We start from the raw sequence: 25,387 nt of genomic DNA, 5'->3' as shown, positions 1-25,387 counted from the left end.
GGCAAAACCCGCTAGAATTGGTCATTTAGCAAACTCACCGTGTTCGCGCCTCCTTATGCGCGGCCAATCCAAGATGCTCACATTCCAACAAATCATCCTGACCTTGCAAACCTACTGGGACAAGCAAGGTTGCGCCCTGCTCCAGCCTTACGACATGGAAGTGGGCGCCGGCACCTTCCACACTGGCACCTTCTTGCGCGCGATCGGACCTGAGCCTTGGCGCGCCGCCTATGTGCAGCCTTCGCGCCGCCCGAAGGATGGCCGCTACGGCGAGAACCCGAACCGTTTGCAGCACTATTACCAGTACCAGGTGGTCCTGAAGCCGGCCCCGGAAAATATTCTCGACCTCTACCTTGGCTCGCTCGAAGCCCTGGGCCTGGACCTCAAAAAGAACGACGTCCGCTTCGTCGAGGACGACTGGGAAAGCCCGACCCTGGGCGCCTGGGGCCTGGGCTGGGAGGTCTGGCTGAACGGCATGGAAGTGACGCAGTTCACCTATTTCCAGCAGGTCGGCGGCCTCGATTGCAAGCCTGTGCTGGGCGAGATCACCTACGGTCTCGAGCGTCTGGCCATGTACCTGCAGGGCGTGGAAAACGTCTACGACCTGGTCTGGACCGAGTGGGAAGAGAACGGCGTCACCAAGAAGCTGTCCTACGGCGACGTGTTCCACCAAAATGAGGTCGAGCAGTCGACCTATAACTTCGAGCACGCGAACACGGATTTGCTGTTCCAGGCCTTCGCCAACCACGAATCGGAAGCCAAGCGCCTGATCGAGCTGGAACTGACCCTGCCGGCCTATGAGCAGATCATGAAAGCCTCCCACAGCTTCAACATGCTCGATGCGCGCGGCGCCATCTCGGTGACCGAACGCGCCGCCTACATCGGCCGCGTGCGTACGCTCTCGCGCCTGGTTGCCCAGGCCTATTACGACTCGCGCGAGAAGCTCGGCTTCCCGATGGCTCCGAACGCCGCCCAACAAGCCGCTTGAGTGCCCAGGAACAGACAAGAACAGAACCCATGAATCAAACACTCCTCGTCGAACTGCAGACCGAAGAACTGCCACCGAAAGCGCTCGTCAAACTGGGCGCCGCCTTTGCCGCCGGCATCGCCAACGGCCTGAAGGCCCGCGATTTCCTTGAGCTTGATAGCGTCGTCACCTCATACGCAACGCCGCGCCGCCTGGCGGTCTCGATCACCAAGGTGCGCGCGACCTCGCCCGACAAATCGATCCGCGAAAAAGTGCTGCCGGTCTCGGTGGCGCTGGACAAGGACGGCAATCCGAGCGCGCCGCTCGCCAAGAAGCTGGCCGCGCTCGGCTTCCCGGAACTGCGCATCGCCGACCTCGAACGCGCCCAGGACGGCAAGGCGGAAAGCTTCTTCTACACGTATACCGCACCGGGCAGCGCCCTGGCCGGCGGCCTGCAGGAAGTACTGGCCGATACGGTGGCGAAGCTGCCGATTCCGAAAGTCATGAGCTACCAGCGCCCGGACGGCGCCACCGTGCAGTTCGTGCGTCCGGTGCACCTGCTGCTGGCCCTGTTCGGCGAACAGGTGCTGCCTCTGACCCTGCTCGGCCTGGATGCCGGCCGCCAGACCATGGGCCACCGCTTCCTGTCGCACGGGCAGGAGATCGCGATCACGCACGCCGACCAGTACGCCGCCATCCTCGAGAACGAGGGCAAGGTGCTGGCCAGTGCCGAGGCGCGCAAGGAAAGCATCCGCGCCCAGCTGCTGGAAAAAGCCGGTAGCGACCAGGTCCTGATGCCGGAATCGCTGCTGGACGAAGTGGCGGCCCTGGTCGAATGGCCGGTCGTGTACGAGTGCCGGTTCGAGGACGTGTTCCTCTCCGTGCCGCAGGAATGCCTGATCCTGACGATGCAGACCAATCAAAAATACTTCGCGCTGACCGATAGCGAAGGCAAGCTGCGTTCGCGCTTCCTGATCGTCTCGAATATCGCAACCGACGATCCGCAACACATCGTCGGCGGCAACGAGCGCGTCGTGCGTCCGCGCCTGTCGGACGCCAAGTTCTTCTTCGAGCAGGACAAGAAGAAGACCCTGGAATCGCGCCTGCCGCTGCTGGCCAACGTCGTCTACCACAATAAACTCGGCACCCAGGCCGAACGTACCGAACGCGTGACGACACTCGCCAGCGCGATCGCCAAGCGCCTCGGCTTCGATGTGGCGCTGGCCGAACGCGGCGCGCGCCTGGCCAAGGCCGACCTGCTGACCGACATGGTCGGCGAGTTCCCCGAGCTGCAAGGCATCATGGGCACCTATTACGCGCGCCACGACGGCGAGTCGGACGAAGTGGCGCTGGCGGCCTCGGAGCACTATCAGCCGCGCTTCGCCGGTGACAAGCTGCCCTCGACCAATACCGGTCTCGCGGTCGCGCTGGCCGATAAACTGGAAACTCTGGTCGGCATCTGGGCCATCGGCCTGCAGCCGACCGGAGAGAAGGACCCGTTCGCGCTGCGCCGCCACGCGCTGGGCGTGATGCGCATGCTGGTCGAAAAGCGCCTGCCGCTGGCGATCTCGGAGCTGCTGCTTGATGCTGCCGGCGTCTTCGCGGGCCAGGCCGCATTCAAGGATCCGCGCGAGGAAGTCGGCGCCTTCATGCTCGACCGCCTGCGCGGCATGCTGCGCGAGCGCGGCTTCACCCCGAACGAGGTGGAAGCGGTGCTGGCCCAGAATCCGGACCGCGTCGACGACGTGGTGCAGCGCCTTGAAGCGGTGCAGGCTTTCGCGGCCCTGCCGGAAAGCGCCTCGCTGGCGGCCGCCAACAAGCGCATCACCAACATCCTGAAGAAGACCGACGCCGCCATCGGCAGCGTTTCTCAGGACCTGCTGCAGGAAGAAGCCGAGCGCAAGCTGGCCGCCGCGATCGAACGGGTGCGTCCGCAGGTCGACGCGGCTTTTGCGGGCGGCGACTTCGCCGGCACCCTCAAGACGCTGGCCCAGCTGCGCGACGACGTCGACGCCTTCTTCAACGACGTGATGGTGATGGCCGAAGACCACGCATTGCGCAACAACCGCCTGGCCCTGCTGTCCTCGCTGCACGGCATGATGAACCGCGTGGCCGACATCTCGAAACTGGCGGCGTAAGGTTCATATGAAGCTGATCATCCTCGACCGTGACGGGGTCATCAACCACGACTCGCCGGATTTCATCAAGAGCCCGGCCGAATGGATTCCGATCCCCGGCTCGCTCGAGGCGATCGCACGCCTGAACCAGGCCGGCTACCGCGTCATCATCGCCTCGAACCAGTCCGGTATCGCGCGCGAGCTGTTCGACATGCCGACCCTGAACGCGATCCACCAGAAGATGCACAACCTTGCCCAGCAGGTCGGCGCCGACATCGACGCCGTGTTCTTCTGCCCGCACGCGGCGATCGACAACTGCGACTGCAGGAAGCCGAAGGCCGGCATGTTCGAGGAGATCAGCAAGCGCTTCAAGGTCAGCCTGAAGGGCGTGCCGACCGTCGGCGACTCGCTGCGCGACCTGCAGGCCGGTTTCGTCAGCGGCTGCCTGCCCAACCTGGTCCTGACCGGCAAGGGCGAAAAAACCCACCAGACCGGCGGCCTGCCGCCCGGCACCCAGGTCTATCCCGACCTGGCCGCGATGGTCACGGCCTTGTTGAAGACCGCGCCACGCATTCAACCCAATCAGCAGCCAAACCAATAAAGCCAGAGAGAGCCCTTCTTGCGTACCGTCGTCCCGTTCCTGCGTTCCCTGCTGTTTACCATCATCATGGTGGTCGCCACCGTGGTTTGGGCCTGCGTCTGCTTCCTGGCCGCTCCCCTGCCCTATAACAAGCGCTTCTGGGTGACCTCGCGCTGGAACGTCTTCATCATCTGGTGCGCGAAGGTCATTTGCGGCATCCGCTACCAGTTCAAGGGCTACGAGAACCTGCCGGACGCGCCGGCGATCGTGCTCTCGAAGCACCAGTCGGCCTGGGAGACCATCTTCCTGCTGCCGAACCTGACGCACCCGCTGGTTTTCGTCTTCAAGAAGGAAATCCTCTACATCCCCTTCTTCGGCTGGGCGATGGCCTTGCTGCGCATGATCCCGATCGACCGCAGCGAGGGCAAGAACGCCTTCGCCCACGTGGTCCGCCACGGCAAGCGGCGCCTGGCCGACGGCCAGTGGATCATCATGTTCCCGGAGGGGACGCGTATACCTGTTGGAAAAAAGGGAAAGTACAAGAGCGGCGGTGCACGTCTTGCGGTGGAAACCCAAGCCGTTGTCGTGCCGATCGCGCATAATTCAGGTGAGTGCTGGCCGAAGAATTCCTTCATCAAGCGGCCAGGGCTCGTGACGGTCTCGATCGGCAAGCCGATCTCGCCACAACACCATACTCCCGACAGTCTGATGCAAGAGGTCGAAAATTGGATAGAATCAGAAATGCGCGTCATTTCGCCCCACGTCTACACCGGTGGCTGAACGAAGTCGGCGCGCACGTCAAAGCATCTCCACCTCTGCACGCCATGAATTCCCCCAAGATTGCCGGGTCCCAGCTGGACCTGTTTAGCCAGGGTCCTGCCACGCAGGACCCGTTCGCCGCGCTGGCGCCGGCCGCAAGGCCGGTCGCATTGCCGCCGCCTCCGCCGCCTCCGCAACCGCTGTTCAAGGCGCCGCCCGCGCCGCCGCGCATCACGCTTCCCTCGCCTCCCCGTAGCCCTGACGATCCGCCCCTGCGCCGCATCGTGCTGGGCCACTATGCGGTCGACTACGAACTGAAACGCTCGTCGCGACGCTCGATCGGCTTCATGATCGACGACGACGGCCTGCACGTGACGGCGCCGCGGCGCGCCATCCTGACCGACATCGACAATGCGATCCGCGCCAAGCAGCGCTGGATCCTGACCAAGCTGCATGAGCGCGGCGAGCGCCGCGCCAAGCGCGCCGAGCGTCCGCCGATCAAATGGGAAGACGGCGCGCGCCTGCCCTACCTGGGCGGAGACATCACGCTGCGCCTGCAGCCGGCCGCGCGCAGCCACTGCGTGTTCGATGGAGAGGCCCGCGAGCTCAATATCGGCGTGACGCCGGGCCTGTCGGAATGGCAGCTGAAGGAGCGCGTCAAGCTCTGGTTCCAAGCCGAGGCCAAGCGCCTGTTCGTCGAACGCCTCGACTTCTATGCGCCCCAGCTCGATGTGCGCTACAGCGCCCTGACCCTGTCCTCGGCCGGCACGCGCTGGGGTTCGTGCACGATCGGCGGCAGCATCCGCCTGAACTGGCGCCTGATCCACTATGCGCTGCCGCTGCTCGATTACGTGGTGGTGCACGAACTGGCGCACCTGAAGGAGATGAACCACAGCCCGCGCTTCTGGGCGGTGGTGGGTTCGGTGTATGCGGATTACGACGGCGCGCGGCTGGAATTGCGGCGCCGCTCGCACGAGATGCCGGTGTTGTTCACGGATTGAGCGGAACGAAGGCTAATTGAACGCGTGGACGGCAAAGCCGTCCACCCTACGAGTCACAGGAACAGGTCGATGTAGGGTGGACGGGTCTCCCGTCCACGCGTTCAGCATACGTCAGACCCGTAGGGTGGGCGGGTTCCCCGCCCACGCGTTCAACGCACGTCAGCAGACCACGTTACCGCAGCACGTGGTCCCGGCGCGCCTCCGCCAGCCCGCGCATCGCACCGCGCTGCGCCTCGTTCAGGCAGCGAAACGGAATCGGCAGCGTGCCGCGTTTCAGCACCATCATGAAGCCGCGCGAATAGGTGCGCACGGCCGTCACGTCGGACCAGCCGATCAGGGTCACGCCGCCGCTGGTGCGCACGATGCCGTGTTCGTCGATGGTGAATTCGTAGGTGCGGCGTCCGCGTCCGAGCAGGACGAAGTTCAGGGCCGCGCTGGCGGTGCTCTTGATGCGCAGGTAGAGGCTGGCCGGCCAGCGGATGCGGCGGCGGCGGATCAGGAAGCCGCCATGCTGCCACATGAAGCCGATATATTCGCGCAGCGAGTAGCGCACGAAGAAATGCAGGTCGCCCAGCTTGGTGCCGACCGTCGGCAGGGAGGGCGTGTTCGCGGAACCAAAAATGCCTTCGCCGCCATCGGTCGCTCCATGCGCCACCATGGTCATCGGCTTGTTGCTACCGGCCGGTCCCGGGTGATTTAACGACGACATGCGCATCCCCTTTTTCTGCCGAACTCAAAAAGCAATGGTATCAAAACCTAGTCGAATTCCTGTTGCAAGAGTTCAACAGTGCGCAGGGTTGCGCCACGGTGGCGGCTTGCGAAAGCGGCCGCGGCAGCGCCCATGCGCTCGCGGGCATGCGTGTCGCATAACAGGCGCACGGCCTGCGCCAGCAGACTGTCCGCATCAGGCAGGCGCAAGGCTGCACCGGCCGCGACCGCTTCCTCGGTCGCATCCAGGAAGTTGAAAGTGTGCTCGCCGACCAGCACCGGCTTGCCCAGCGCGCAGGCCTCGATCAGGTTCTGTCCGCCCAGGGGCAGCAGACTGCCGCCGATGTAAGCGCAATCGCAGGCGGCGTAATAGGCGAACATCTCGCCCATCGAATCGCCCAGGAGGACGTCGGCATCGACCGCAGCGTCGGTCATTTCCGAACGCCGCTGCAGCCTCAGGCCGCGCGCGCGTACCAGCTGCGCGACGTCCTCGAAGCGCTGCGGATGGCGCGGCACGATGGCCAGCAGCGCGCGCTCCGGCTTGTCCTGCAGGCGCGTCCAGGCGTCCAGGATCAGCGCCTCCTCGCCTTCGCGCGTGCTGGCGCACAGGAAGACCGGCCGCTCGGCCCAGCGCGCGCGCAGCCATGCGCCGGTATCGAGCGCGGCCTGCGGCGGCACCACGTCGAACTTGATGCTGCCCGTGACAGCTACCTTCGGCGCGCCGAGCGAACGGATGCGCGCAGCATCGTCCTCGGTCTGCGCCGCCACGACCGTGATCGCGCGCGCCGCGCCCGACATCAGGGTGCCGAAACGCTGGCCGCGGCGCAGCGAACGCTCCGACAGGCGCGCGTTCACCAGCGCCACCGGCACCTGCTGCGCGGCGCAGCCGGCGATCAGGTTCGGCCAGACCTCGGTCTCCATCAGGATGCAGATGCGCGGCGTGTAATGGCGCAGGAAGCGGCGCACCATGAAGCCGGTGTCGTAGGGAAGATAGGATTGAATGACCCGTGCCCCATGCTGCGCGAACAGCGCACGGCCGGTGGCGCGGCCGGTCGGGGTCATGTGGGTCAGCAGCACGCGGCTGTCCGGCCATCGCGCCAGCAGGGCTTCGACCAGGGGCTGCGCGGCGCGCGTCTCGCCCACCGACACGGCGTGCACCATGAAAGTCATGGGCACGCGCGGCACGGCCGGATAGAAGCCGAGGCGCTCGCCCCACTGCGCGCGGTAGCCGGGCTCCTTGCGCCCGCGCCACCATAGGCGCGCCAGCACGATGGGCAGCGCCAGCCACCACAGGAAGGAGTACAGCGTGCGGTTCATTGCGCTTCCAGCAGGCGGCGCGCGGCGGCGATCACATCAGCGCTGGAAGGCGGCGCGCCCTTCTCGCCCAGGTTGAGGATGCGCGGCGACCAATTACCCTCGGTCTTCCACTTCGGCGAGTCGGCGTAGATCTCCACCGTCGGCCGGTAGAAGGCGGCCGCGATGTGGGTCAGGCCGGTATCGACGCCGATGGCCAGCGCCGCCTGCTGCGCCAGCGTCACCGCATCCATCATCGACAGTTTCGGCAGTACGCGCGCATTCGGCAGCTGGGCGGCAAGCGCTTCGGCCTCGCGCTTTTCGCCCTCCGAGCCCCAGGGCAGCAGCACCGGCATCGGAGACAAGGCGCGTCCGGTGGCGATCCAGTTGGCGGGAGCCCACTTCTTGGCGTCGCGCGCGGTACCGTGGAAGAAGACAGCATACGGTTCGCGTGGCAGCCAGTCGGGGCGTTGCGCGGTTTCAGGCGGCGGCAGGCCGAAGTCGGGCGGCGTATCGACGGCGTAGCCGAGCGCCGCGCCGGCAACCAGGCGCCCCCGTGCGACCGCATGCGTACGCGGATCGAGCGGGATGCTCTCGGTATGGAAGATGCGCGAGATGCCCTCGTAGCCGGAGCCCTCGCTGCCATTGGCGAGACCCACCTTGCGTCCGCTCTTGCGCACGCGCGCGGCGCCCATGATGATCCCGGTTTTCAATAAACCCTGGGTGTCGAACACGAGGTCGTATTCCTCGTCGCGCAAGGTGCGGAAGAAGGCCTTGATTTCCGCCCGTACCGCGGGATTGCGCAAGCCCTTGCGCCAGCGCCGCAGCGCGAACGGAATGATCTTGCGTACATGCGGATTCAGGCGCACGAGGCTGACATAGCCCTCTTCCACCACCCAGTCGATCGTCGCCTGCGGATGGTGGCGCAGCAGGTCGGCCACCATCGGCAGGTTGTGCAGGACATCGCCCAGGGACGACACCCGCACCAGCAGAATCTTCATCTCTTTAAAACCGATTCAGAACGGCAGCTTGGCATCCGGCTTGGCGGCCAGGATCACGCTGCGGAACTCGTCCTGGATGCGTGCCAGCGCTTCCGGGTTCTCGCCTTCGAAACGCAGCACCACGACCGGGGTCGTGTTCGACGAGCGGGCCAGGCCGAAGCCGTCCGGGTACTCGACACGCAGGCCGTCGATGTCGTTGATCTTTTCCGAGGTCGGGAAGGTGGCCTCAAGGCGCAGCTTGTCGATCAGCGCGAAGTTCTCGCCTTCGTTCAGGTGCAGATGCAATTCCGGCGTGCTGATCGCCATCGGCAGCGCGTTCAGCAGGGCCGACGGGTCGTCGGTCTTCGTCAGCAGCTCGAGCATGCGCGCGCCCGAATACAGGCCGTCGTCGAAGCCGTACCAGCGGTCCTTGAAGAAGATGTGGCCGCTCATTTCGCCGCCCAGCGGCGCACCGGTTTCCTTCAGCTTGGCTTTCACCAGCGAGTGGCCGGTCTTGTACATCAGCGGACGGCCGCCGTGCTGTTCGATATACGGCGCCAGGTGGCGCGTGCACTTCACGTCGTACAGGATTTCGGCACCCGGATTACGCGACAGCACATCGGCTGCGAACAGCATCATCTGGCGGTCCGGATAAATGATGTGGCCATCCTTGGTGACGATGCCGAGGCGGTCGCCGTCGCCGTCGAAGGCCAGGCCGATCTCGGCGTCGCTGGTCTGCAGCGCGCGGATCAGGTCCTGCAGGTTTTCCGGATGCGCCGGGTCAGGATGGTGGTTCGGGAAGTGGCCGTCGACTTCGCAGAACAGTTCCATGACTTCGCAGCCCATGCCGCGGTACAGGTCGCCCGCGAAGGCGCCGGCGACGCCGTTGCCGCAGTCGACCGCGATCTTGATCGGACGCGCGATCTTGACGTCGCCAATGATGCGCTCGAGGTAGGCGGCGCGGATGTCGTGGGTGCCGTAGCTGCCCTTGACCGCGGCGCTGCTGCCGTCATGCGCCTGGATGCTCTCGTACAGGCCGGTGATCGCATCGCCGTAGATTGCTTCGCCGGCGAGCACCATCTTGAAGCCGTTGTAGTCGGGCGGATTGTGGCTGCCGGTGACCATGATGCCCGAGCGGGTGCCTTCCAGCACATTGGTGGCGAAATACACCATCGGGGTGGCAACCATGCCGAGGTCGATGACGTCGACACCGGCGGCCTGCAGGCCTTCGGCCAGGGCTGCGGCCAGGCTCGGGCCCGACAGGCGGCCATCGCGGCCGATCACGACCTTGCGCTCTCCCTTTGCCAGCGCCGCCTGGCCGAAGGCCTGGCCAATGCTGCGTGCCACGCCGGCGTCGAGCGTGCTGTCGATCACGCCGCGAATGTCATAAGCCTTGAAAATCGTCTTTGAGAGAGCAACCATGTTCTACCTTGAAGAGTCGAGCGCCGTCATGCCTGCCCCGGAGAGCGGCCAACGCCAATGATGAGAGGATGACAAAACAGGGAGTATTGTAGCGGCAAGCGCGGCCATCGAGAAATCCGATGGCCGGCTAGGGTGCGTTACCAGCGAGCGCCGGTAACGTAAATAAGGTTTTTGACGTTTTTGCAGCAGAATACTAGTTAGCGTAACGGGACCTCGAGAAACCGTAGCGAGCGGAAGGAGTGTTGGCCGAGGAGCGGAGCTGTACGAGTAGTACAGCGAGCACCGCAGGCCGACAATCCGACGCGCAGTAGGTTTATCGAGGTTCCCTCAGACGCGGAGTTTGTCGAGCGACTTGCCGCCTTCGACCCATTCCTTGACCCATTTCGGCTGGCGGCCGCGGCCAGTCCATTGCTGCGACGAATTGTCCGGGTGGCGATAACGCACTGCGACCGAACCCGTTTTGCTTCCGCGCGCAGGAGTATTGATCAGGTCTTTCAGCGGCACGCCCACCTTTTGAGCAATCGCCAGGATCTGCTCGCGTGCCTGCTGCACTTCCTGGTGCTCGCGCTGTTTCATTTCCTGTTTGATTTGCTCCTGCAGGTTGCGCAAATCGCCAACCGACATATTTGACAGATCCATCATCGTTCCTCGAAAGTTGGGTTTAGTCCAATTCAGGTGAAATCTCACCAAATGTCGCAATATACTACATTGGCAATTTATTGCCAGTCCTTCTTGCGCGAAATCAGCCATCTGGGGGATCTGAATCGAACAATACGCGCATACAACCACAGATAGCTGATTACGAACAATAAACAGAATACTATCAAGACGATTGTATTTTTCCAGAACAATGTAGCAGGGATGACGGCCATCAGTGAAAACAACCACAAATAAGGCGATGTCCGTGCATTTCGCTGCAACAGGGCGCGCGCCTCCTTTTTACCGATAGTCCACCTGACAATACGCCTGAAAATAAGGCTGTGCAAGTGAATACCGTCAGGAACTGCAGGAGATTTTCCACGCACAAACATACGTCGGTAAGCGGAAAAGATTGTTTCAAATGCAGGATAAATCAGAAGCAATGCCGCGTACCAGGTCGACACTTCCGGGTTGCGCATTACCAGTAGCAGCGCCAGCTCGCCGAGCATGAATCCGATGAAATAGGCGCCGCCGTCGCCAAGGAAAATCAGGCCGACCGGATAATTCCAGATCAGGAAGCCGGCAGTGGCGCCGGCGACCATCAGGGCCGTAATCAGGACGAACATGTCGTCCACCTGCAGCGCCACATAGGCCAGCGACAGCAGCATGCAGATCGTGACCATGCTGGCCAGGCCATTGAAGCCGTCGATGATATTCACGGCATTCGCAATCCCCGCCACCGCCAATACCGTCAGCGGCAAGGCCAGCCAGCCTGACGCGAGGATGACGAGATCGAATGGCAGGTCGATGCGTTCGATTTTCGCATCGAGCATCAGGTAAGCCAGCGTGGCGCCGGCCATCGTGAGAAACAGCCGGCGCGAGGGCCGCACCGCGCCGGTATAGTCTTCCAGCACGCCGCCGAGAAAGGCGATAAAGGCGCATAACAGCAACACGGGCAGCGTCTGCAGCGGTACCGGCTGGCGCGCGATCGAGATCGCGGCGGCCAGCACCACCGAGAGGTAGATCGGCAAGCCGCCGATCCGCGCCACCAGGTGCGTATGCGCGCGCTGCACCCCCTTGTAGTCGGTGTCGAGGGCGAGGCCGCGCAACTTCGCCTGCTTGATTACAAGCAGGGTCAGCAGGGCCGAGCAGACGAAGCCGACGAAGAATGAAAACATGGGTATCCCGCGGTTCCACAGCGCATCAGGCGGCCGCTCAGGCACTGCGGCAGCGGCGGAGGATGCACGTCAGCGTGCATGCACAGAGGCCGGTTCTATTCTAACCGGATAAGCACCCTCATCACGGGCACGCCAGTGTAGCGTCTGTACAGTGTTGGAAATTGCGCCAGATCGCGTGCGGCAGCGTGCCGGCAACGCGAAATGCGGCGCCATCGCAACGCCGGAGACCGGCTTATTTCAGTACGCCTTCTTTCAGCAATTGCAGCAGATATTGGCCATATCCGGTATGACGCACCGGTTCGGCCAGGCTTTGCAGTTGCGCTGCATCGATATAGCCCATCCGGAATGCCATTTCCTCGGGCACCGCGACTTTCAGCCCCTGGCGCTTTTCGATGGTGGCAATGAATTGCGAGGCCTCGAGCAAGGATTCATGGGTGCCGGTATCGAGCCAGGCCATGCCGCGCCCCATCAGTTCGACCTGCAATCGCCCGGCCGACAGATAAGCCTGGTTAATATCGGTGATTTCGAGTTCTCCCCGGGCCGAGGGGCGCAGGCCGGCAGCAATATCGCATACCCCGCCATCGTGGAAATACAGCCCGGTTACCGCATAATGCGATTTCAGGATGTGCGGCTTTTCCTCGATCGACAAGGCCTTGCCGTCCGCGCCGAATTCGATCACGCCATAACGCTGCGGATCGTTCACATGATAAGCAAATACGGTCGCCCCATCGGGATGTGCGCTGGCCGCCACCAGGGTCTGTTCGAGGCCGTGGCCATAAAAGATATTATCGCCCAGAATCAATGCCGCCGGTCCGCCGGCCAGGAATGCGCGGCCGATCAGATAGGCCTGGGCGATTCCCTCGGGAGCGCGCTGCACGGCGTAATGCAGGGACAAACCCCATTGCGCGCCATCGCCCAGCAATTGTTCGAAGCGCGGCAGATCCTCCGCGGTCGAGATAATCAGGATCTCGCGAATTCCCGCCTGCATCAGCGTGGTCAGCGGATAATAAATCATCGGCTTGTCATACACCGGCAATAACTGCTTCGACACGGACGTCGTCATCGGATACAGGCGCGTGCCCGATCCGCCGGCCAGGATGATTCCCTTGCGTGCATTCATGCTGCCCCCTGTCTTCCTTGTCCAGGCGCCCGGTCCGCAACACGACGCACCCCGGCAAAATCATTTAGTATGCCCCCACGGCACATCCGTCCGCATTACTGCGATGGCGGCATTATCCAACAAGAATATCCGCCACGGCACCCGTATCCCAGGCGGCAGGAAACGAGCTTATGAAAACCTATGTCATCGGCGACCTGCAGGGTTGCGCCCACGAGGCCGAAGCCCTGCTCGACAAGATCGCCCAGGACGCCAGGGGCGACGCCCGCATTCTTTTCGTGGGCGACCTGATCAACCGCGGCCCGGAATCGCTGCTGGCCCTGCGGCGCATGAAGGCGCTGGCTGAAAGCAGCACCGGCCGCGTGGAGGCCCTGCTCGGCAACCACGACCTGCACCTGCTGGCGGTGGCCGCCGGCGCGCAGAAGGCCAGCAAGTCCGACACACTCGAGGAAATCCTGGCCGCACCCGACCGCGACGAACTCATGGCCTGGCTGCGCCAGCGGCCGCTGGCGATGTTCGTCGACGCCCACCTGCTGGTGCATGCCGGCGTCGCGCCGCAGTGGGATGCGGCGCAGACGATGGCGCTGGCCGGCGAGGTCGAAGAGGTGCTGCGCGGCCCGGGCTGGATCGACTTCCTGGCCAACATGTATGGCAACCAGCCCGACCGCTGGGACGACAATCTGCAGGGTATCGACCGCCTGCGCTGCATCGTCAACGCCCTTACCCGCATGCGCCTGTGCCTGCCCGACGGGACCATGGATTTCGCGCACAAGGAAAGCGAGAGCGGTCCGATCGGCTCCGGGCTGCTGCCCTGGTTCGAGTTGCCGGGACGGCGCACGATGGACGTGACGGTGGTGTTCGGCCACTGGTCGGCGCTGGGCCTGATCCTGCGCCCCAACCTGGTGGGACTGGACAGCGGCTGCGTCTGGGGCGGCAAGCTGACCGCCGTCTGCCTCGACGACCGCGGCCTGCTGCAGGTGGACTGCCCCGAGTACCGCCCGCACAGCGGCAAGGCCTAGCCGACCGTCTGGCCTTCGGCAGTGCCCAGCAGGGCCGCCTGGATCGCATCCTGCGCCGCCTGTGCCAGTTCGCGGCGATGCGCGCCGCTGCCCTCGAGGGGCGCGAGGCAGGCCACGCGCGCCCTGACCGGCGCGCCTTTCAGGATCGTGAGCAGGCTGTCGACGAAAGTCACCTCGCCCATGTAGTCGACGCCGCGGTGCCAGCCGCCGTTCGCATCGAGGTAGGCCAGCGCGCAGGGTTGCAGCGCCACCTTCGCGTCGATCGCGGCCTCGAACAGGTTGGCATGGAAGGGCAGCACGCTGCCCTGCTGGCCGACCGTCCCTTCCGGGAAGAAGGCGACGCGCTCGCCCTGCTCCAGCACCGCGACGATGCCCTTGAAGATGTGGCGCAGTTCGCGCCGGTTGCCGCGCGCAATGAAGACCGTGCCGGCGGCGCTTGCCAGCCAGCCGAGCACCGGCCAGCTGCGGATCTCGGCCTTGGCGACAAAACGGCAGGGATGCAGCGAATTGAGGACGAAGATGTCGAGCCAGGAGATGTGGTTCGCCACGAACAGCGCGTGTTCCAGCGCCGGTGCGCCGGACGCGCTTTCCACGCGCACGTTGCAGATCGCCAGCAGGCGGCGCGACCAGCGCCGGGTGGCCGCGTCGCGCAGCCCGCTGCTGGCCCAGGGGAAGACGAGCGCGCAGGTCGCCAGCCCGGCCAGCAGGTGGACGATCACGCGCGCAAGGCGCAAGGCGAGGCGAAGTCGGGTCATGAGATAAATACAGGGAAAACGGGGCCCGCGAACGCGCCCCGTTTTCTCAACGCTGGTAGGCGATGCGTCCGCCGACGATGGTCGCCTGCACCTGGCCGCTCACCTCAAAGCCGAGGAAAGGCGTGTGCTTGCCCTGGCTGGCCAGGGCCGCGCCCTCCACCTTCCAGCGCTTGGCCGGATCGAAGACGACGATGTCGGCTTGCGCGCCCACGCCCAGCTGGCCTGCGGGCAGGCCGGCGGTGCGTGCGGCGCTGGAGGTGATCATCGCCAGCGCGCGCGGCAGCGCATCCTGGCCGCGCTGCTCCTGCGCCCATTTCAGGGTCAAGGACAGCAGCAGCTCCAGGCCGGTGGCGCCGGGGGAGGCTTCGGCGAAAGGCAGCAGCTTCTCGTCGTCGTCGACCGGGGTGTGGTCGGAGCAGACGGCGTCGATGGTGCCGTCCAGCAGAGCGGCCGTGATCGCATCGCGGTCGCGGCCACTCCTCAGCGGCGGGGTCAGGCGCGCGTTCGAATCGAAGAAGCCGATGTCGGCATCGGTCATGTGCAGGTGGTGCACGCCGACGTCGCAGGTGACCGGCAGGCCTTCCTTTTTCGCGGCGCGCACCAGCTCCAGGCCCGCAGCGGACGACAGGCGGCACAGGTGGACCCTGGCGCCGGTCGAGCGCACCAGTTCGAAGATCGTGTGCAGGGCGATGGTCTCGGCCATCACCGGTACGCCGGACAGGCCCAGGCGCGAGGCCAGCGGACCGCTGTGGGCCACGCCGCCGCGGCCGATGTGCGCGTCCTGCGGACGCAGCCATACCGTATAGCCGAAGGTTTTCGCGTACTGCAGGGCGCGCAGCAGGACGTTGGTGTCGAGGATCGGCACTTCGGCCTGGGCGAAGCCGATGCAGCCGGCTTCCGTCAGTTCCGCCATCTCGGTCAGCGCTTGTCCTTTCAGGCCCATGGTTAGCGCGCCCAGCGGGTGCACGTTGGCGAGGTCCAGGTTGCGCGCGCGGTGCTTCAGCATCTCGACCAGGCCGGGTTCGTCCAGCACAGGGTCGGTGTCGGGCGGGCAGACCAGGGAGGTCACGCCGCCCTGCACCGCCGCGCGCATTTCCGATTCCAGTGTCGCCTTGTATTCGTAGCCAGGCTCGCGCAGGCGCGCCGACAGGTCCACGAGGCCAGGGGCGACCACGAGATTGGCGGCGTCGATCGTGCTGTCGGCAGTGAAGCCGGCAGGCGCGTCCCCGATGGCGGCTACCTTGCCATCTGCGACGAACAGGTCCGCCACGCGGTCGATGTTGTTTGCCGGGTCGATCAGGCGCCCGTTCTTGATATGGTGTTTCATCCGTGCGAAGTTCAAGCTCTGCCTCCCGCCAAAATACTCATCACTGCCATGCGTACCGCAATGCCGAAGGTGACCTGCGGCAGAATCACCGCCTGCTTGCCGTCGGCCACCGCCGAATCGATCTCGACGCCGCGGTTCATCGGCCCGGGGTGCATCACGATCGCGTCCGGCTTCGCCAGCGCCAGGCGCTCCGGCGTCAGGCCGTAGCTCTTGAAGTACTCCTGGGCCGAGGGCAGCAGCGCGCCCGACATGCGCTCGTTCTGCAGGCGCAGCATGATGATGACGTCGACGTCTTTTAAACCCTCGTCCATGTCGTTGAACACGCGCACGCCCATGTGTTCCAGGCCGCCGGGCAGCAGGGTCTGCGGGCCGATGGCGCGCACTTCCGGCACGCCCAGTGTGGTGAGCGCATGGATGTCCGAACGCGCCACACGGCTGTGCAGGATGTCGCCGACGATGGCCACGCGCAGGTTCGTGAAGTCCTGCTTGTAGTGGCGGATCGTGTACATGTCGAGCAGGCCCTGGGTCGGGTGCGCATGGCGCCCGTCACCCGCGTTGACGACGTGGATGTCCTTCTGGCCGCTGTCGTTCAGGTGCTTGGCGATCAGGTAGGGCGCGCCCGACTGCGCGTGGCGCACCACGAACATGTCGGCATGCATGGCCGCCAGGTTGTCGATGGTGTCGAGCAGCGATTCGCCCTTGGTGGTCGAGGAAGCCTGGATGTTCAGGTTGATGACGTCGGCCGACAGGCGTTTCGAGGCGATCTCGAAGGTGGTGCGGGTGCGCGTGCTGTTCTCGAAGAACAGGTTGAACACGCTTTTCCCGCGCATCAGCGGCACCTTTTTCACCTCGCGGTCGGAGATGCTCACAAAACTCTGCGCGGTGTCGAGGATGTGGTTGATGATCGCCTTGGGCAGGCCTTCGATGGTGAGCAGGTGCTGCAGCTCGCCGTTTTTGTTCAGTTGCGGGTTATTGTGCAGAATCGGCATTGTCTTCTTCGATCGTGAGCGAGAGTTGGCCGGACGCGTCGCGTGCCAGCGACAGCAGTTGCGCGCCTTCGAGCGTGGTGGTCACGCCGACGAAGTCCGGCGCCACGGGCAGTTCGCGCCCGCCGCGGTCGGCCAGCGCCGCCAGCTTGATGCAGGCCGGGCGGCCATAGTCGAACAGGACGTTGATCGCCGCGCGCGTGGTACGGCCCGTATAGAGCACGTCGTCGACCAGCAGGATGGTGGCGCCATCGACGTTGAAGCCGATGTGGGTCGGCTTCACGTCCGGATGCAGGCCCTTCTTGGCGTAGTCGTCGCGGTAGAAGGAGACGTCGATGAAGCCGAGCCGGGATTGAAGATCGAGGTCGCCGGCCAGGCGTTCGGCCAGCCAGGCGCCGCCCGAATGGATGCCGACGATGGCGGCGTCCGGCACGTCGCGCATTCCCGCGCGCACCTGTTCGAGCAGGGCGCGGTAAAGCGCCTCGGCATCGAAGTCTTGTTTAGTTGTTGGCATGATCGTCAAAGTACTGTTGCAAAATGATGGCGGCGGCCTTGGCGTCGATGATCTCGCCGCGCTTGGCGGGGATCACGGCCGACGAATACCGCTCGTCGACCAGTTCGACCGGCAAATTGAAACGGCCGTTCAGCTGGTTGGCGAAGCGGCGCGCACGCAGGGTCATGTCGTGCTCGGCGCCGTCGGGATGGCGCGGCTCGCCGACGACCAGGCGCGCCGGGCGCCATTCGTCGATCAGCTTGCCGATGGTGTCAAAACGGGTGGCGTTGTCGATGGCCTTGATGACCGTGAGCGGCTGCGCCTGCCCGGTCAGCGTATTGCCCATCGCGATGCCGATACGCTTGATGCCGAAGTCGAACCCTAGAACGATATCAACCATCGATATCAACCGACGTCACGCATGGCCGGCCTCGGTGGCGAGCATCATCGGGTCGATGCCCAGCAGTTTGATGGCGGCGTTATAGCGCTCCTCGATCGGCAGGTCGAACAGCACGTGGGCGTCGGCGCCCACGGTGAGCCAGCCGTTACGCGAAATTTCTTCTTCGAGCTGGCCGGGACTCCAGCCGGCGTAGCCGATCGACACCAGCATGCGCGCCGGACCGGCACCGCTGGCGACCGCCTCGAGCACGTCGATCGAGGTGGTGAAGGCGACTTCGTCGGTCACGTTCAGCGAGGAGGAATAGCGCCCGCCCGGGCTGTGCAGCACGAAGCCGCGGTCGTCCTGGACCGGGCCGCCGAACATGATCGGCTCGTCCACGACATGCGCGCGCAGGCCTTCCGCCACCTTCAGGTCGATGCGGTCGAACAGCACCTCCATCGTCATGTCGGTCGGCTTGTTGATGACGACCCCGAGCACGCCCTTCTCGTTGTGCTCGCAGATATAGACCACCGCGCCGCCGAAGATCGGGTCTTCCATGGAAGGCATGGCGATGAGGAAATGATTGGCCAAGTTCAACCCTGATGGCGCCGGGCCAATATTGCCGAGCGTTTCGCCTCCCTGCGGCAGGCCGGCCATGGGCAGAGTTGTGCCGATTTTACTTTTCTTCATACGCTGACTCTCTGTTGGCTCGCTCTACAAGTATCCAGACAACAACATTAGGCTTTTCGATAGTTTACACTGAAACGCGCCACCGGCCATTTTGGGGCCGTTGCGCGCGCGACCGATGACCCGCTATTCGGACCATCGAGGGGTGCAAGGCTTCGATCCTAGCCCGTAAAATGGGGCGCCCTGTTGACTGAAAACACGATGATTCCGAAAAGCAAGAGCTTGGTCTGGTTCCGGCGCGACCTGCGCGCCTTCGACCATGCCGCCCTGCACCATGCGCTGCACGATGCCATGCAGCACGGCGGCAAGGTCGTCTGCGTTTTTGTCTTCGACACCGACATCCTGGCCGGCCTGCCGCGCAGCGACCGCCGGCTGCGCTTTATCCACGCCAGCCTCGTCGAACTCGACGCCGAGCTGCGCAAGCTGGGCGGCGGCCTGCTGGTCCTGGACGGACCGGCACGCAGCGAGATCCCACGCCTGGCAGCGCAGCTCGGGGCCGAGGCGGTGTACGTCAACGAGGACTACGAGCCGGACGCCATCGCACGCGACGCCGAGGTGGCCGCCGCGCTGCACGCCGAGGGCCGGATCCTGCGGCGCTTCAAGGACCAGGTCATCTTTGAAAAGAGCGAGGTGCTGACCCTGGCCGGCGGCATCTACGGCGTGTTCACGCCTTACAAAAACGCCTGGCTCAAGCGCCTGGACGCGCAGCCGGACAGTATCGCGCCCTGGACCGTCGAACCGTATGCCGCGGCCCTGGCTGCGGTCCCTTTCAAGCCGCTGCCCACGCTCGCCGACCTCGGTTTCGACGACGGCCCCCTGCCGCTTGCTGTCGGCATGACGGGCGCCACGCAGGCCTTCGAGGACTTCCTGCCGCGCCTGGCGGACTACGGCACCGCGCGCGATTTTCCGGAACTCGACGCCACGTCGCGCCTGTCGGTGCACCTGCGCTTCGGCACCACCTCGGTCCGCCACCTGGTGCGGACAGTGCGCCAGATGATGGCCAATGGCGCGGGCGGCGCCGGTGCGCAGGTCTGGCTGTCGGAACTCGTCTGGCGCGACTTCTACGCGATGATCCTGTTCCACCATCCGCACATCGCGCAGCAATCCTTCAAGCCGGCTTTCGACGCGGTCGCGTGGGAAGCGGGCGACGCCGCCCGGGAACTGTTCGCCGCATGGTGCGAGGGCCGTACCGGCTACCCGCTGGTGGACGCGGCGATGGCGCAGCTGAACACGACCGGCTTCATGCACAACCGCCTGCGCATGGTGACGGCCAGCTTCCTGGTCAAGGACCTGGGAATCGACTGGCGCTGGGGCGAACGTTATTTTGCGCGTCAGCTCAACGATTACGACCTGGCCTCGAACGTCGGCGGCTGGCAGTGGGCGGCATCCACGGGCTGCGATGCGCAGCCGTGGTTCAGGATATTCAATCCGGTGACGCAGTCGCAGAAGTTCGATCGGCAGGGGGCGTTCATCCGGCAGTATCTGCCGCAGCTGGCGCGGCTCGATGCGCGCGATGTGCACGCGCCGTGGCTGGTGCCGGAAGATGAATTAAAAGCGTGCAGGATTGTGTTGGGGAGGGATTATGCGCGGCCGGTGGTGGACCATGCGCAGGCGCGGCAACGGACGCTGGAGCGGTTTGCCGTCGTCAAGGGCGGGTGATGCGGGCGGGTGTGCGTGGGCACGACCGCGTGGGCATGAATGCCCACCCTACGAACCCGCTTTTGTAGGGTGGGCATTCATGCCCACGCGGTACGGCCTATGAATATCGACTACGCCTCCGGCATCTCGCCATTCAGCAAACCCGCAATCGCCCCCAGCAGCACCGGCTCCTGGAACGGCTTGCCGAAATACGCATTCACACCTAATCCGAGCGCGTAGTTGCGGTGTTTGTCGGCCGTGCGCGAAGTGATCATGATCACCGGCAGATGAGCCGTCGCCGGATCGCTGCGCACGTGGCGCACGAGGTCGAACCCATCCATGCGCGGCATCTCGATATCGACCAGCATCAGGTCGGGATGCACTTCCGGCAGCTGTTCCAGCGCGTCGACGCCGTCCTTGGCCAGCGCCACCCGGTAACCTTCGCGCTCGAGCAGGCGCTGGGTCACGCGGCGCACCGTCAGCGAATCGTCGACCACCATCACGGTCGGGCGGTGCACAGGCGCCGGCTGGGCCACGGCAGGCGCCGTGCTCAGGCTGCCGGCGTTGCGGCCGAGCGCCAGGGGATTGAGGATCAGGACGATGTCGCCGGTACCGAGCACGGTGGCGCCGGCTATCCCCGGCACCCGCGCCAGCTGCGGCCCGAGGTTTTTAATGACCACTTCGCGGTTGCCCAGCACCTCGTCCACCTGCAGCGCGATGCGTTCGCCTGCGCCCTGCAGGACCAGCACGGGACGCGAGCGCAGGCCCGGCTCGAAACGCTCTCCCTCTCCCAGCAGCGCCGGCAGGTAATGGAAGGGCAGCAGTTCGCCGTTCGCCTCCAGCGTGCCGGCATCGAACGCGGCGGCCAGGTCCGGCTCGCGCACCTGCAGCACCTGCTCGACCAGGGTCGACGGCAGCGCATAGGTACGGGCGGCGCTGGCGACCAGCACCACCTGGGTCACGGCCAGCGTCAGCGGCAGGCGGATCGTGAAGCGCGTGCCCTGCCCGGCCCGGGTGTCGATGCTCACGCGTCCGCCCAGGGCTTGCGCTTCGGAGCGCACCACGTCCATGCCGACGCCGCGTCCGGCCAGCTCGGTCAAGGTGTCGGCGGTCGAAAAGCCCGGCGCGAAAATCAGTTCGGCCGCCTGCTCGTCGCTCAACTCAGCGTCGGCCGCGACCAGGCCAAGTGTCACGGCCTTCTGGCGGATGCGCGGCAGATCCAGGCCGGCGCCGTCGTCGCTGAACTGCAGCACGACTTCGTTCCCCTCCTGGCTGACCTGCACCAGCAGTTCGCCCGTATCCGGCTTGTTGCCCGCCGCGCGCTCGGCGCGCGCTTCGATGCCGTGCACGATGGCGTTGCGCAGCAGGTGCTCAAAAGGCGCGGCCATCTGTTCCAGCACGCTGCGGTCTATCTCGACGGCGCCGCCGCGAATGTCCAGGTTCACGCGCTTATCCGTCTCCTTGGCCGTCTGGCGGGCGACGCGAAACAGGCGCTCGGACAAACTCGCAAAGGGCACCATGCGCACCCGCATCAGGTCGCGCTGCAGGTCGCGCGTCATGCGCGATTGTGCGGCCAGTTCTTCGCCCGCGCCGTCCACCGTGCGCGAGAGCGATTCGTGGAAGGAAGCGACGTCGTTGACGCTTTCGGCCATCATGCGCGTCAATTCCTGCAGGCGCGTAAAGCGGTCGAATTCGAGCGGGTCGAACTCGCGCTCGCCGGCGATCGACATGCGCGAGGCGATCTGCGATTCGGCCTGCATCTCGACTTCGCGCAGCTGGCGCCGCAGGCGGCCCAGGTTGTCCGAGAACTCGGCCAGCGCGCCCTTCAGCACGCCCATCTGGTTTTCCAGTTTTGAGCGCGTGATCGAGACTTCGCCGGCCTGGGTCACCAGGCGGTCGAGGATGTCGGCGCGCACCCGCACCAGCGGCGTACGGGCCTCGCTCGGCGCCAGCGCTTCGACAGCCGGCGCGGCCTCGGGCACGTCGGATTCGGGCACCTGCGCCGGCTGCACCAGCTGTTCGAACAGGGCCAGGGCCGTGTCGTAGTTGGCCATCAGCTCATCGAACGCGGCGGGCGCGGTGGTTCCCGCGTGCACCATGTTCTCGACCTGCGTTTCCAGCTCGTGGGTATGCTGGCCGATGCGCATCGCGCCGGCCATGCGCGCGCTGCCTTTGACGGTGTGCAGGGTGCGCAGCAAGCCCTGGGCCGGTGCCGGATCCTGCGGGTTGTGCTGCCACTGGCGCAGGCCGTTGCCGATCTGCGGCAGCAGGTCGGCCGCTTCTTCCAGGAACACCGGCAGCAGGTCGGGATCGAGTTCGTCGTGCGGCACCGGCTCGGGTGCGAGCGCATCGGCAGCCAGCGCGACGGGGCGCTCGATCGTTTCCGCTTCGGGTTCCCGTTCAAGTTCCGGCTCGGCCTGCGCTTCTTCGGCTGGCGCGGGCGCTTCCTCCTGCACCTGCGGCGTGTCGAACAGCGCGTCCATATCGAAATCGAATGGATCGGCGGCGGGCGCGGCCGCTTCGCTCCGGGCAGGCTCCGCAAGCTCCGGCGCGGCGGGCGGCTCGGCCAGCAGGCTGTCGTAGGCCTGCGCAAACAGGTCGTCGAGCTTGCGCGACAGGTCCGGGCCGGCGTCGCCGTATGCGGCGGCGGCCTGCTGCTGCGCCAGCTCCTCGCGCAAGGCCTCGAGCAGAGCCAGCATGTCGGGCTGCTCGGGCGTCAGTTCGTCGCGCCCAAACGCTTGCAGCATCTGGCGCACGCGCGCCAGCACGGCATCGAAGACGTCGTGCTGGGCCGGACTCAGCGCCAGGCCTGGTTCGCCCAGCATCTCGAGCGTCGTCTCCAGCGCCTGCGCCAGGTCGCGCAGGGCAAGGAAGCCGACCGTGCCCGAGGTGCCCGCCAGCGTATGCACGGCCTTCAGGGCATCAAGATTCACAGGGCGGCCCGCCTCGTGGCGCCACTCGCCGAAATCGCGCTCGAGCAGGCGCAGCAGCTCGTCGGTTTCGGCCACATAGATGTTGTACAGGGCCAGCGGGATCTCGAGCGTGCCGACGCGGTGCAGGTTCTCGTCGGCGCTCGGGGCCGGGCGGGTCGCCGTCGGCAGCGCGAACACATTGCTGGCCGCCTCGCGTTCCGCTACCGGCGCAGCTTGCACTTCCTCCGCCGGCGGCGCTGCCACGGCAACGCTGCCGCCATCCTGCACGCGTTCGGCCGCGGCGATCAGCTCGGCGCTGCCGCGTGTCGAGGCGCCGCTGGCCGCCAGCTCGGCAACCCAGGGCGTCAGCTCGGCATGCGCGTGTTCGGCGAGATCGAGCAGCTCGGGCGTGGCGGCGCGGCCGTCGGCCAGCCAGACGTTCAGCACGCGTTCCAGCGCGGCGGCGCCAAGCGCGAATTCGTCGAGGCTGACCATGCGCGCGCTGCCCTTGAGCGTGTGGAAGGCGCGCCGCACGATGGTCAGTGCGTCCTGCGCCTGCGGGTCGCGCCGCAGTTCGGGCAGCGTGGACGCGATCGTGTCCAGCACCTCGCCCGCCTCGAGGACGAAGATCTCGAGCAGCTCGGCGTCGATGCCGGCGGTTTCCTCTTCAGCTGCAGGCGCTTCAGGTAGCTCGGGGGCCTGCACCAGCTCCTGCACCGGCGCCTGTGCCGCACCGGCCTGCTCGAAGCTCAGTTCGCGCAGCAGGCCCACTTCTTCGTCGAAGACGAAGCGGCCCTTCGCGCTGTCGCTGTTTTGCGCCAGCATGTCGGTGAAGAAGCCGAGCGCGCCGATATTGCGCGCGATGTTGTGCAGCACGCCGGCCTGGGCCTGGACGTCGCCGTCCCCTTCGGCCAGCTGCGCCACCGCCTCGCGCACGTGGTGCGCGGTGCGCGCCGCCGCTTCCTGGTCGAGGATGGACAAGGCGCCCTGGATCTGGTGCAGCAAGGGGGCGGCAGCGTCCAGCACACCGCGCTTGTGCCGGGGCTCGTCGTAGTACTCGTCGAGCAGCTTTTCGACCTGGCACAGGCCGGACTTGATCTCGCCCGCCAGCACGGCCACCGTCTGGCCCTGCTGGATCTGCTGCGCCAGTTCGTTCTGCCAGTCGGGCGCCTGCGGCGGCGTCTCGCCGGCGGCCAGGGCCAGCAGGCGCTGACCCACGACCTCGGCGTGCTGGCCGAAATCCGCCGGCAGCTGGCGCACCTGGTCCAGGCCATGTTCGACGAACAGCATCGCGGCCGCCATCTCGAGGCCGAACTGGTCGCTGCGGCCGGAGGCGATCGATGCGCTCGCGGCCTCGCCGAGTTCGCGCAGCAGCTGGGCCAGCGCCGGCGCGCCGAGCTTGTCGCTGGCGCCGGCCAGGGTCGCCAGCGCATCCTCGAAGTCCGCCTCGCGCGTGTCGTCGGGGTGCACCGCCAGCTGGTCCCAGTCGGACTTCGAGCGGGCCAGGGCTTCCTTCGCTTCCTTCAGCGCGGCCGGGTCGACCTTGCCGTAGCGGCGTTCCAGGTAGTCGGCCGGCACCGCGCCGTCCAGCCGGAACGCGCGGCGCAAGGCGGCGGCTTCGCCTTCCGCTCCAGGAGCCGCGGCGATGAAGAACAGCGCGTCGCGCAGCATGGTGTCGGGCAAGCCGGCCTGGCCCTGCGCCAGGCGGCGCAGCTGCAGGTTGATCTGGCCGAACAGCTGTTTGATGTACAGGTCGCCCGCCAGGCTGCCGTCGGCGACCAGGGTGGCGACGCTGTGCAACGCGCGCCAGGCCGTGCCGGCGCCCGTCAGGGGCGCGATCGCGGCGCCCAGTGCGCCGGCATGCGTGCGCTGGGCCGCGGCGTCCGGGCTTTTCAGGTAAGGCAGCAGCGCCTTCTCGAACTGCGCGCGGCAGGCCGCGTAATCGGGGGCGGCATCGCTGACGACTTGCGCCGCCGAGGTATCCACCTCCAGCAGGTCCGACGGGTGGATGCGCTCGGCGCCCAGCAGTTCCTGCAACGCGCGGTAATACGGGAACAGGCGCAGCGGCTGCGGCGCGCTGCCGGCCACCAGTTCGTCGAGGTATTCGCCGATCGCGCCAAAAGCGTCGCGCACGGCCTTGACGGTCTCGGGCGTGCAGTCGAGCGTGCGCTCCTTGAAGCGTTCCAGTGCGCGCTCGGCGGCGCTCGTGAGCAGCCCCACACCGCCGACGTCGACCATCTGCAGCGCCCCGTGCGCCTGGTGCAAATGCGTCTTCGCATGCAGCAGCAGGGTCGGCTGGGCTTCGCTCGAACGCGTGGCGGCGTCCTGCAGGGCGGTACTGGCGCGCTCGAGCGCGCCGCGGATCTCGCCGATCACCCAGGACAGGGGACCGGTGTCAAAGGCGGGCGCGGGCTGGGATGAAGTCATCGT

21 protein-coding genes are annotated in these 25,387 nt (G+C 65.8%); 7 read left to right on the top strand and 14 right to left on the bottom strand.

The window, feature by feature from the left end:
- The first annotated feature begins 73 nt into the window (after positions 1-73).
- From glyQ to C2862_RS16645, 5 genes are all read left to right on the top strand, one after another.
- Positions 74-988 (top strand): glycine--tRNA ligase subunit alpha, encoded by a 915-nt coding sequence (glyQ, locus tag C2862_RS16665; RefSeq protein WP_136221260.1) that lies wholly within the window; start codon positions 74-76, stop codon positions 986-988.
- Positions 989-1,017: 29 nt separating this feature from the next.
- Positions 1,018-3,105 carry a glycine--tRNA ligase subunit beta gene (glyS, locus tag C2862_RS16660; RefSeq protein ID WP_136221259.1) on the top strand — a complete coding sequence of 696 codons (2,088 nt, stop codon included), beginning with the start codon at positions 1,018-1,020 and terminating at the stop codon, positions 3,103-3,105.
- A 7-nt stretch (positions 3,106-3,112) separates the two neighbouring features.
- Entirely contained in the window at positions 3,113-3,685 is a 573-nt protein-coding gene (gene gmhB / locus C2862_RS16655) for a D-glycero-beta-D-manno-heptose 1,7-bisphosphate 7-phosphatase (protein ID WP_136221258.1), read from the top strand.
- A gap of 66 nt (positions 3,686-3,751) precedes the next feature.
- Entirely contained in the window at positions 3,752-4,444 is a 693-nt protein-coding gene (locus C2862_RS16650) for a 1-acyl-sn-glycerol-3-phosphate acyltransferase (protein WP_136221335.1), read from the top strand.
- Between the two features lie 44 nt (positions 4,445-4,488).
- Positions 4,489-5,424 carry a M48 family metallopeptidase gene (locus C2862_RS16645; RefSeq protein WP_136221257.1) on the top strand — a complete coding sequence of 312 codons (936 nt, stop codon included), beginning with the start codon at positions 4,489-4,491 and terminating at the stop codon, positions 5,422-5,424.
- Between the two features lie 172 nt (positions 5,425-5,596).
- Here the strand turns inward: C2862_RS16645 and C2862_RS16640 are convergent, their stop codons facing one another.
- The 7 genes from C2862_RS16640 to rfbA form a co-directional block, all read right to left on the bottom strand.
- Complete coding sequence (locus C2862_RS16640) at positions 5,597-6,133, bottom strand: YcxB family protein (protein ID WP_136221256.1); 537 nt, start codon at positions 6,131-6,133, stop codon at positions 5,597-5,599.
- Between the two features lie 47 nt (positions 6,134-6,180).
- Positions 6,181-7,449, bottom strand: coding sequence for a lipid IV(A) 3-deoxy-D-manno-octulosonic acid transferase (gene waaA, locus C2862_RS16635; RefSeq protein ID WP_136221255.1), 1,269 nt, complete (start codon positions 7,447-7,449; stop codon positions 6,181-6,183).
- Positions 7,446-8,426, bottom strand: a complete 981-nt coding sequence (waaC, locus tag C2862_RS16630) for a lipopolysaccharide heptosyltransferase I (protein WP_136221254.1) — start codon at positions 8,424-8,426, stop codon at positions 7,446-7,448. Before waaC ends, waaA begins: the two co-directional genes overlap by 4 nt.
- Before the next feature lie 15 nt (positions 8,427-8,441).
- A complete protein-coding gene (locus C2862_RS16625; RefSeq protein ID WP_136221253.1) occupies positions 8,442-9,827 on the bottom strand; it encodes a phosphomannomutase/phosphoglucomutase in 1,386 nt (461 codons plus the stop codon).
- A 327-nt stretch (positions 9,828-10,154) separates the two neighbouring features.
- Positions 10,155-10,466 carry an H-NS family nucleoid-associated regulatory protein gene (locus tag C2862_RS16620; RefSeq protein WP_136221252.1) on the bottom strand — a complete coding sequence of 104 codons (312 nt, stop codon included), beginning with the start codon at positions 10,464-10,466 and terminating at the stop codon, positions 10,155-10,157.
- A gap of 77 nt (positions 10,467-10,543) precedes the next feature.
- Entirely contained in the window at positions 10,544-11,644 is a 1,101-nt protein-coding gene (locus C2862_RS16615; protein ID WP_136221251.1) for a glycosyltransferase family 4 protein, read from the bottom strand.
- Positions 11,645-11,876: 232 nt separating this feature from the next.
- Positions 11,877-12,764 (bottom strand): glucose-1-phosphate thymidylyltransferase RfbA, encoded by an 888-nt coding sequence (rfbA, locus tag C2862_RS16610; RefSeq protein WP_136221250.1) that lies wholly within the window; start codon positions 12,762-12,764, stop codon positions 11,877-11,879.
- Between the two features lie 170 nt (positions 12,765-12,934).
- Between rfbA and C2862_RS16605 the strand changes: the two genes are divergently transcribed.
- Positions 12,935-13,780 (top strand): symmetrical bis(5'-nucleosyl)-tetraphosphatase, encoded by an 846-nt coding sequence (locus tag C2862_RS16605; RefSeq protein WP_136221249.1) that lies wholly within the window; start codon positions 12,935-12,937, stop codon positions 13,778-13,780.
- On the opposite strand, the gene C2862_RS16600 is transcribed toward C2862_RS16605, so the two are convergent.
- The 6 genes from C2862_RS16600 to C2862_RS16575 are packed head-to-tail and all read right to left on the bottom strand — an operon-like array spanning position 13,777 to position 18,410.
- Entirely contained in the window at positions 13,777-14,535 is a 759-nt protein-coding gene (locus C2862_RS16600; protein ID WP_136221248.1) for a lysophospholipid acyltransferase family protein, read from the bottom strand. The two genes, C2862_RS16605 and C2862_RS16600, sit on opposite strands and share 4 nt — an antisense overlap.
- 46 nt (positions 14,536-14,581) lie before the next feature.
- Entirely contained in the window at positions 14,582-15,862 is a 1,281-nt protein-coding gene (locus tag C2862_RS16595; protein WP_136221247.1) for a dihydroorotase, read from the bottom strand.
- 11 nt (positions 15,863-15,873) lie between these two features.
- A complete protein-coding gene (locus C2862_RS16590) occupies positions 15,874-16,851 on the bottom strand; it encodes an aspartate carbamoyltransferase catalytic subunit (protein ID WP_136221246.1) in 978 nt (325 codons plus the stop codon).
- On the bottom strand, positions 16,832-17,362 hold the full coding sequence (gene pyrR / locus C2862_RS16585; RefSeq protein WP_136221245.1) for a bifunctional pyr operon transcriptional regulator/uracil phosphoribosyltransferase PyrR: 531 nt from the start codon (positions 17,360-17,362) through the stop codon (positions 16,832-16,834). The genes C2862_RS16590 and pyrR overlap by 20 nt, the downstream gene beginning before the upstream one ends.
- Complete coding sequence (ruvX, locus tag C2862_RS16580) at positions 17,349-17,741, bottom strand: Holliday junction resolvase RuvX (protein ID WP_136221244.1); 393 nt, start codon at positions 17,739-17,741, stop codon at positions 17,349-17,351. The genes pyrR and ruvX overlap by 14 nt, the downstream gene beginning before the upstream one ends.
- A gap of 15 nt (positions 17,742-17,756) precedes the next feature.
- Positions 17,757-18,410: a YqgE/AlgH family protein gene (locus C2862_RS16575; protein ID WP_373888259.1), complete on the bottom strand. Its 654-nt coding sequence runs from the start codon at positions 18,408-18,410 to the stop codon at positions 17,757-17,759.
- 198 nt (positions 18,411-18,608) lie between these two features.
- Between C2862_RS16575 and C2862_RS16570 the strand changes: the two genes are divergently transcribed.
- Positions 18,609-20,066, top strand: a complete 1,458-nt coding sequence (locus C2862_RS16570; RefSeq protein ID WP_136221243.1) for a deoxyribodipyrimidine photo-lyase — start codon at positions 18,609-18,611, stop codon at positions 20,064-20,066.
- Between the two features lie 110 nt (positions 20,067-20,176).
- On the opposite strand, the gene C2862_RS16565 is transcribed toward C2862_RS16570, so the two are convergent.
- Positions 20,177-25,384: an Hpt domain-containing protein gene (locus tag C2862_RS16565; protein WP_136221242.1), complete on the bottom strand. Its 5,208-nt coding sequence runs from the start codon at positions 25,382-25,384 to the stop codon at positions 20,177-20,179.
- Positions 25,385-25,387 lie beyond the last annotated feature (3 nt).

Origin of the sequence: Massilia sp. Mn16-1_5 (genome assembly GCF_004798585.1) — a bacterium.
Lineage (GTDB): Bacteria > Pseudomonadota > Gammaproteobacteria > Burkholderiales > Burkholderiaceae_D > Telluria.
The sequence above is the reverse complement of the archived record's forward strand: the minus strand, read 5'-3'. Positions and strand labels throughout refer to the sequence as shown.

Bases quoted from the DNA above. Each gene is read 5' to 3' on its own strand.
- glyQ (WP_136221260.1), top strand. From the start codon at position 74: ATGCTCACATTCCAACAAATCATCCTGACCTTGCAAACCTACTGGGAC.
- glyS (WP_136221259.1), top strand. From the start codon at position 1,018: ATGAATCAAACACTCCTCGTCGAACTGCAGACCGAAGAACTGCCACCG.
- gmhB (WP_136221258.1), top strand. From the start codon at position 3,113: ATGAAGCTGATCATCCTCGACCGTGACGGGGTCATCAACCACGACTCG.
- C2862_RS16650 (WP_136221335.1), top strand. From the start codon at position 3,752: ATGGTGGTCGCCACCGTGGTTTGGGCCTGCGTCTGCTTCCTGGCCGCT.
- C2862_RS16645 (WP_136221257.1), top strand. From the start codon at position 4,489: ATGAATTCCCCCAAGATTGCCGGGTCCCAGCTGGACCTGTTTAGCCAG.
- C2862_RS16640 (WP_136221256.1), bottom strand. From the start codon at position 6,133: ATGTCGTCGTTAAATCACCCGGGACCGGCCGGTAGCAACAAGCCGATG.
- waaA (WP_136221255.1), bottom strand. From the start codon at position 7,449: ATGAACCGCACGCTGTACTCCTTCCTGTGGTGGCTGGCGCTGCCCATC.
- waaC (WP_136221254.1), bottom strand. From the start codon at position 8,426: ATGAAGATTCTGCTGGTGCGGGTGTCGTCCCTGGGCGATGTCCTGCAC.
- C2862_RS16625 (WP_136221253.1), bottom strand. From the start codon at position 9,827: ATGGTTGCTCTCTCAAAGACGATTTTCAAGGCTTATGACATTCGCGGC.
- C2862_RS16620 (WP_136221252.1), bottom strand. From the start codon at position 10,466: ATGGATCTGTCAAATATGTCGGTTGGCGATTTGCGCAACCTGCAGGAG.
- C2862_RS16615 (WP_136221251.1), bottom strand. From the start codon at position 11,644: ATGTTTTCATTCTTCGTCGGCTTCGTCTGCTCGGCCCTGCTGACCCTG.
- rfbA (WP_136221250.1), bottom strand. From the start codon at position 12,764: ATGAATGCACGCAAGGGAATCATCCTGGCCGGCGGATCGGGCACGCGC.
- C2862_RS16605 (WP_136221249.1), top strand. From the start codon at position 12,935: ATGAAAACCTATGTCATCGGCGACCTGCAGGGTTGCGCCCACGAGGCC.
- C2862_RS16600 (WP_136221248.1), bottom strand. From the start codon at position 14,535: ATGACCCGACTTCGCCTCGCCTTGCGCCTTGCGCGCGTGATCGTCCAC.
- C2862_RS16595 (WP_136221247.1), bottom strand. From the start codon at position 15,862: ATGAAACACCATATCAAGAACGGGCGCCTGATCGACCCGGCAAACAAC.
- C2862_RS16590 (WP_136221246.1), bottom strand. From the start codon at position 16,851: ATGCCGATTCTGCACAATAACCCGCAACTGAACAAAAACGGCGAGCTG.
- pyrR (WP_136221245.1), bottom strand. From the start codon at position 17,362: ATGCCAACAACTAAACAAGACTTCGATGCCGAGGCGCTTTACCGCGCC.
- ruvX (WP_136221244.1), bottom strand. From the start codon at position 17,741: ATGGTTGATATCGTTCTAGGGTTCGACTTCGGCATCAAGCGTATCGGC.
- C2862_RS16575 (WP_373888259.1), bottom strand. From the start codon at position 18,410: ATGAAGAAAAGTAAAATCGGCACAACTCTGCCCATGGCCGGCCTGCCG.
- C2862_RS16570 (WP_136221243.1), top strand. From the start codon at position 18,609: ATGATTCCGAAAAGCAAGAGCTTGGTCTGGTTCCGGCGCGACCTGCGC.
- C2862_RS16565 (WP_136221242.1), bottom strand. From the start codon at position 25,384: ATGACTTCATCCCAGCCCGCGCCCGCCTTTGACACCGGTCCCCTGTCC.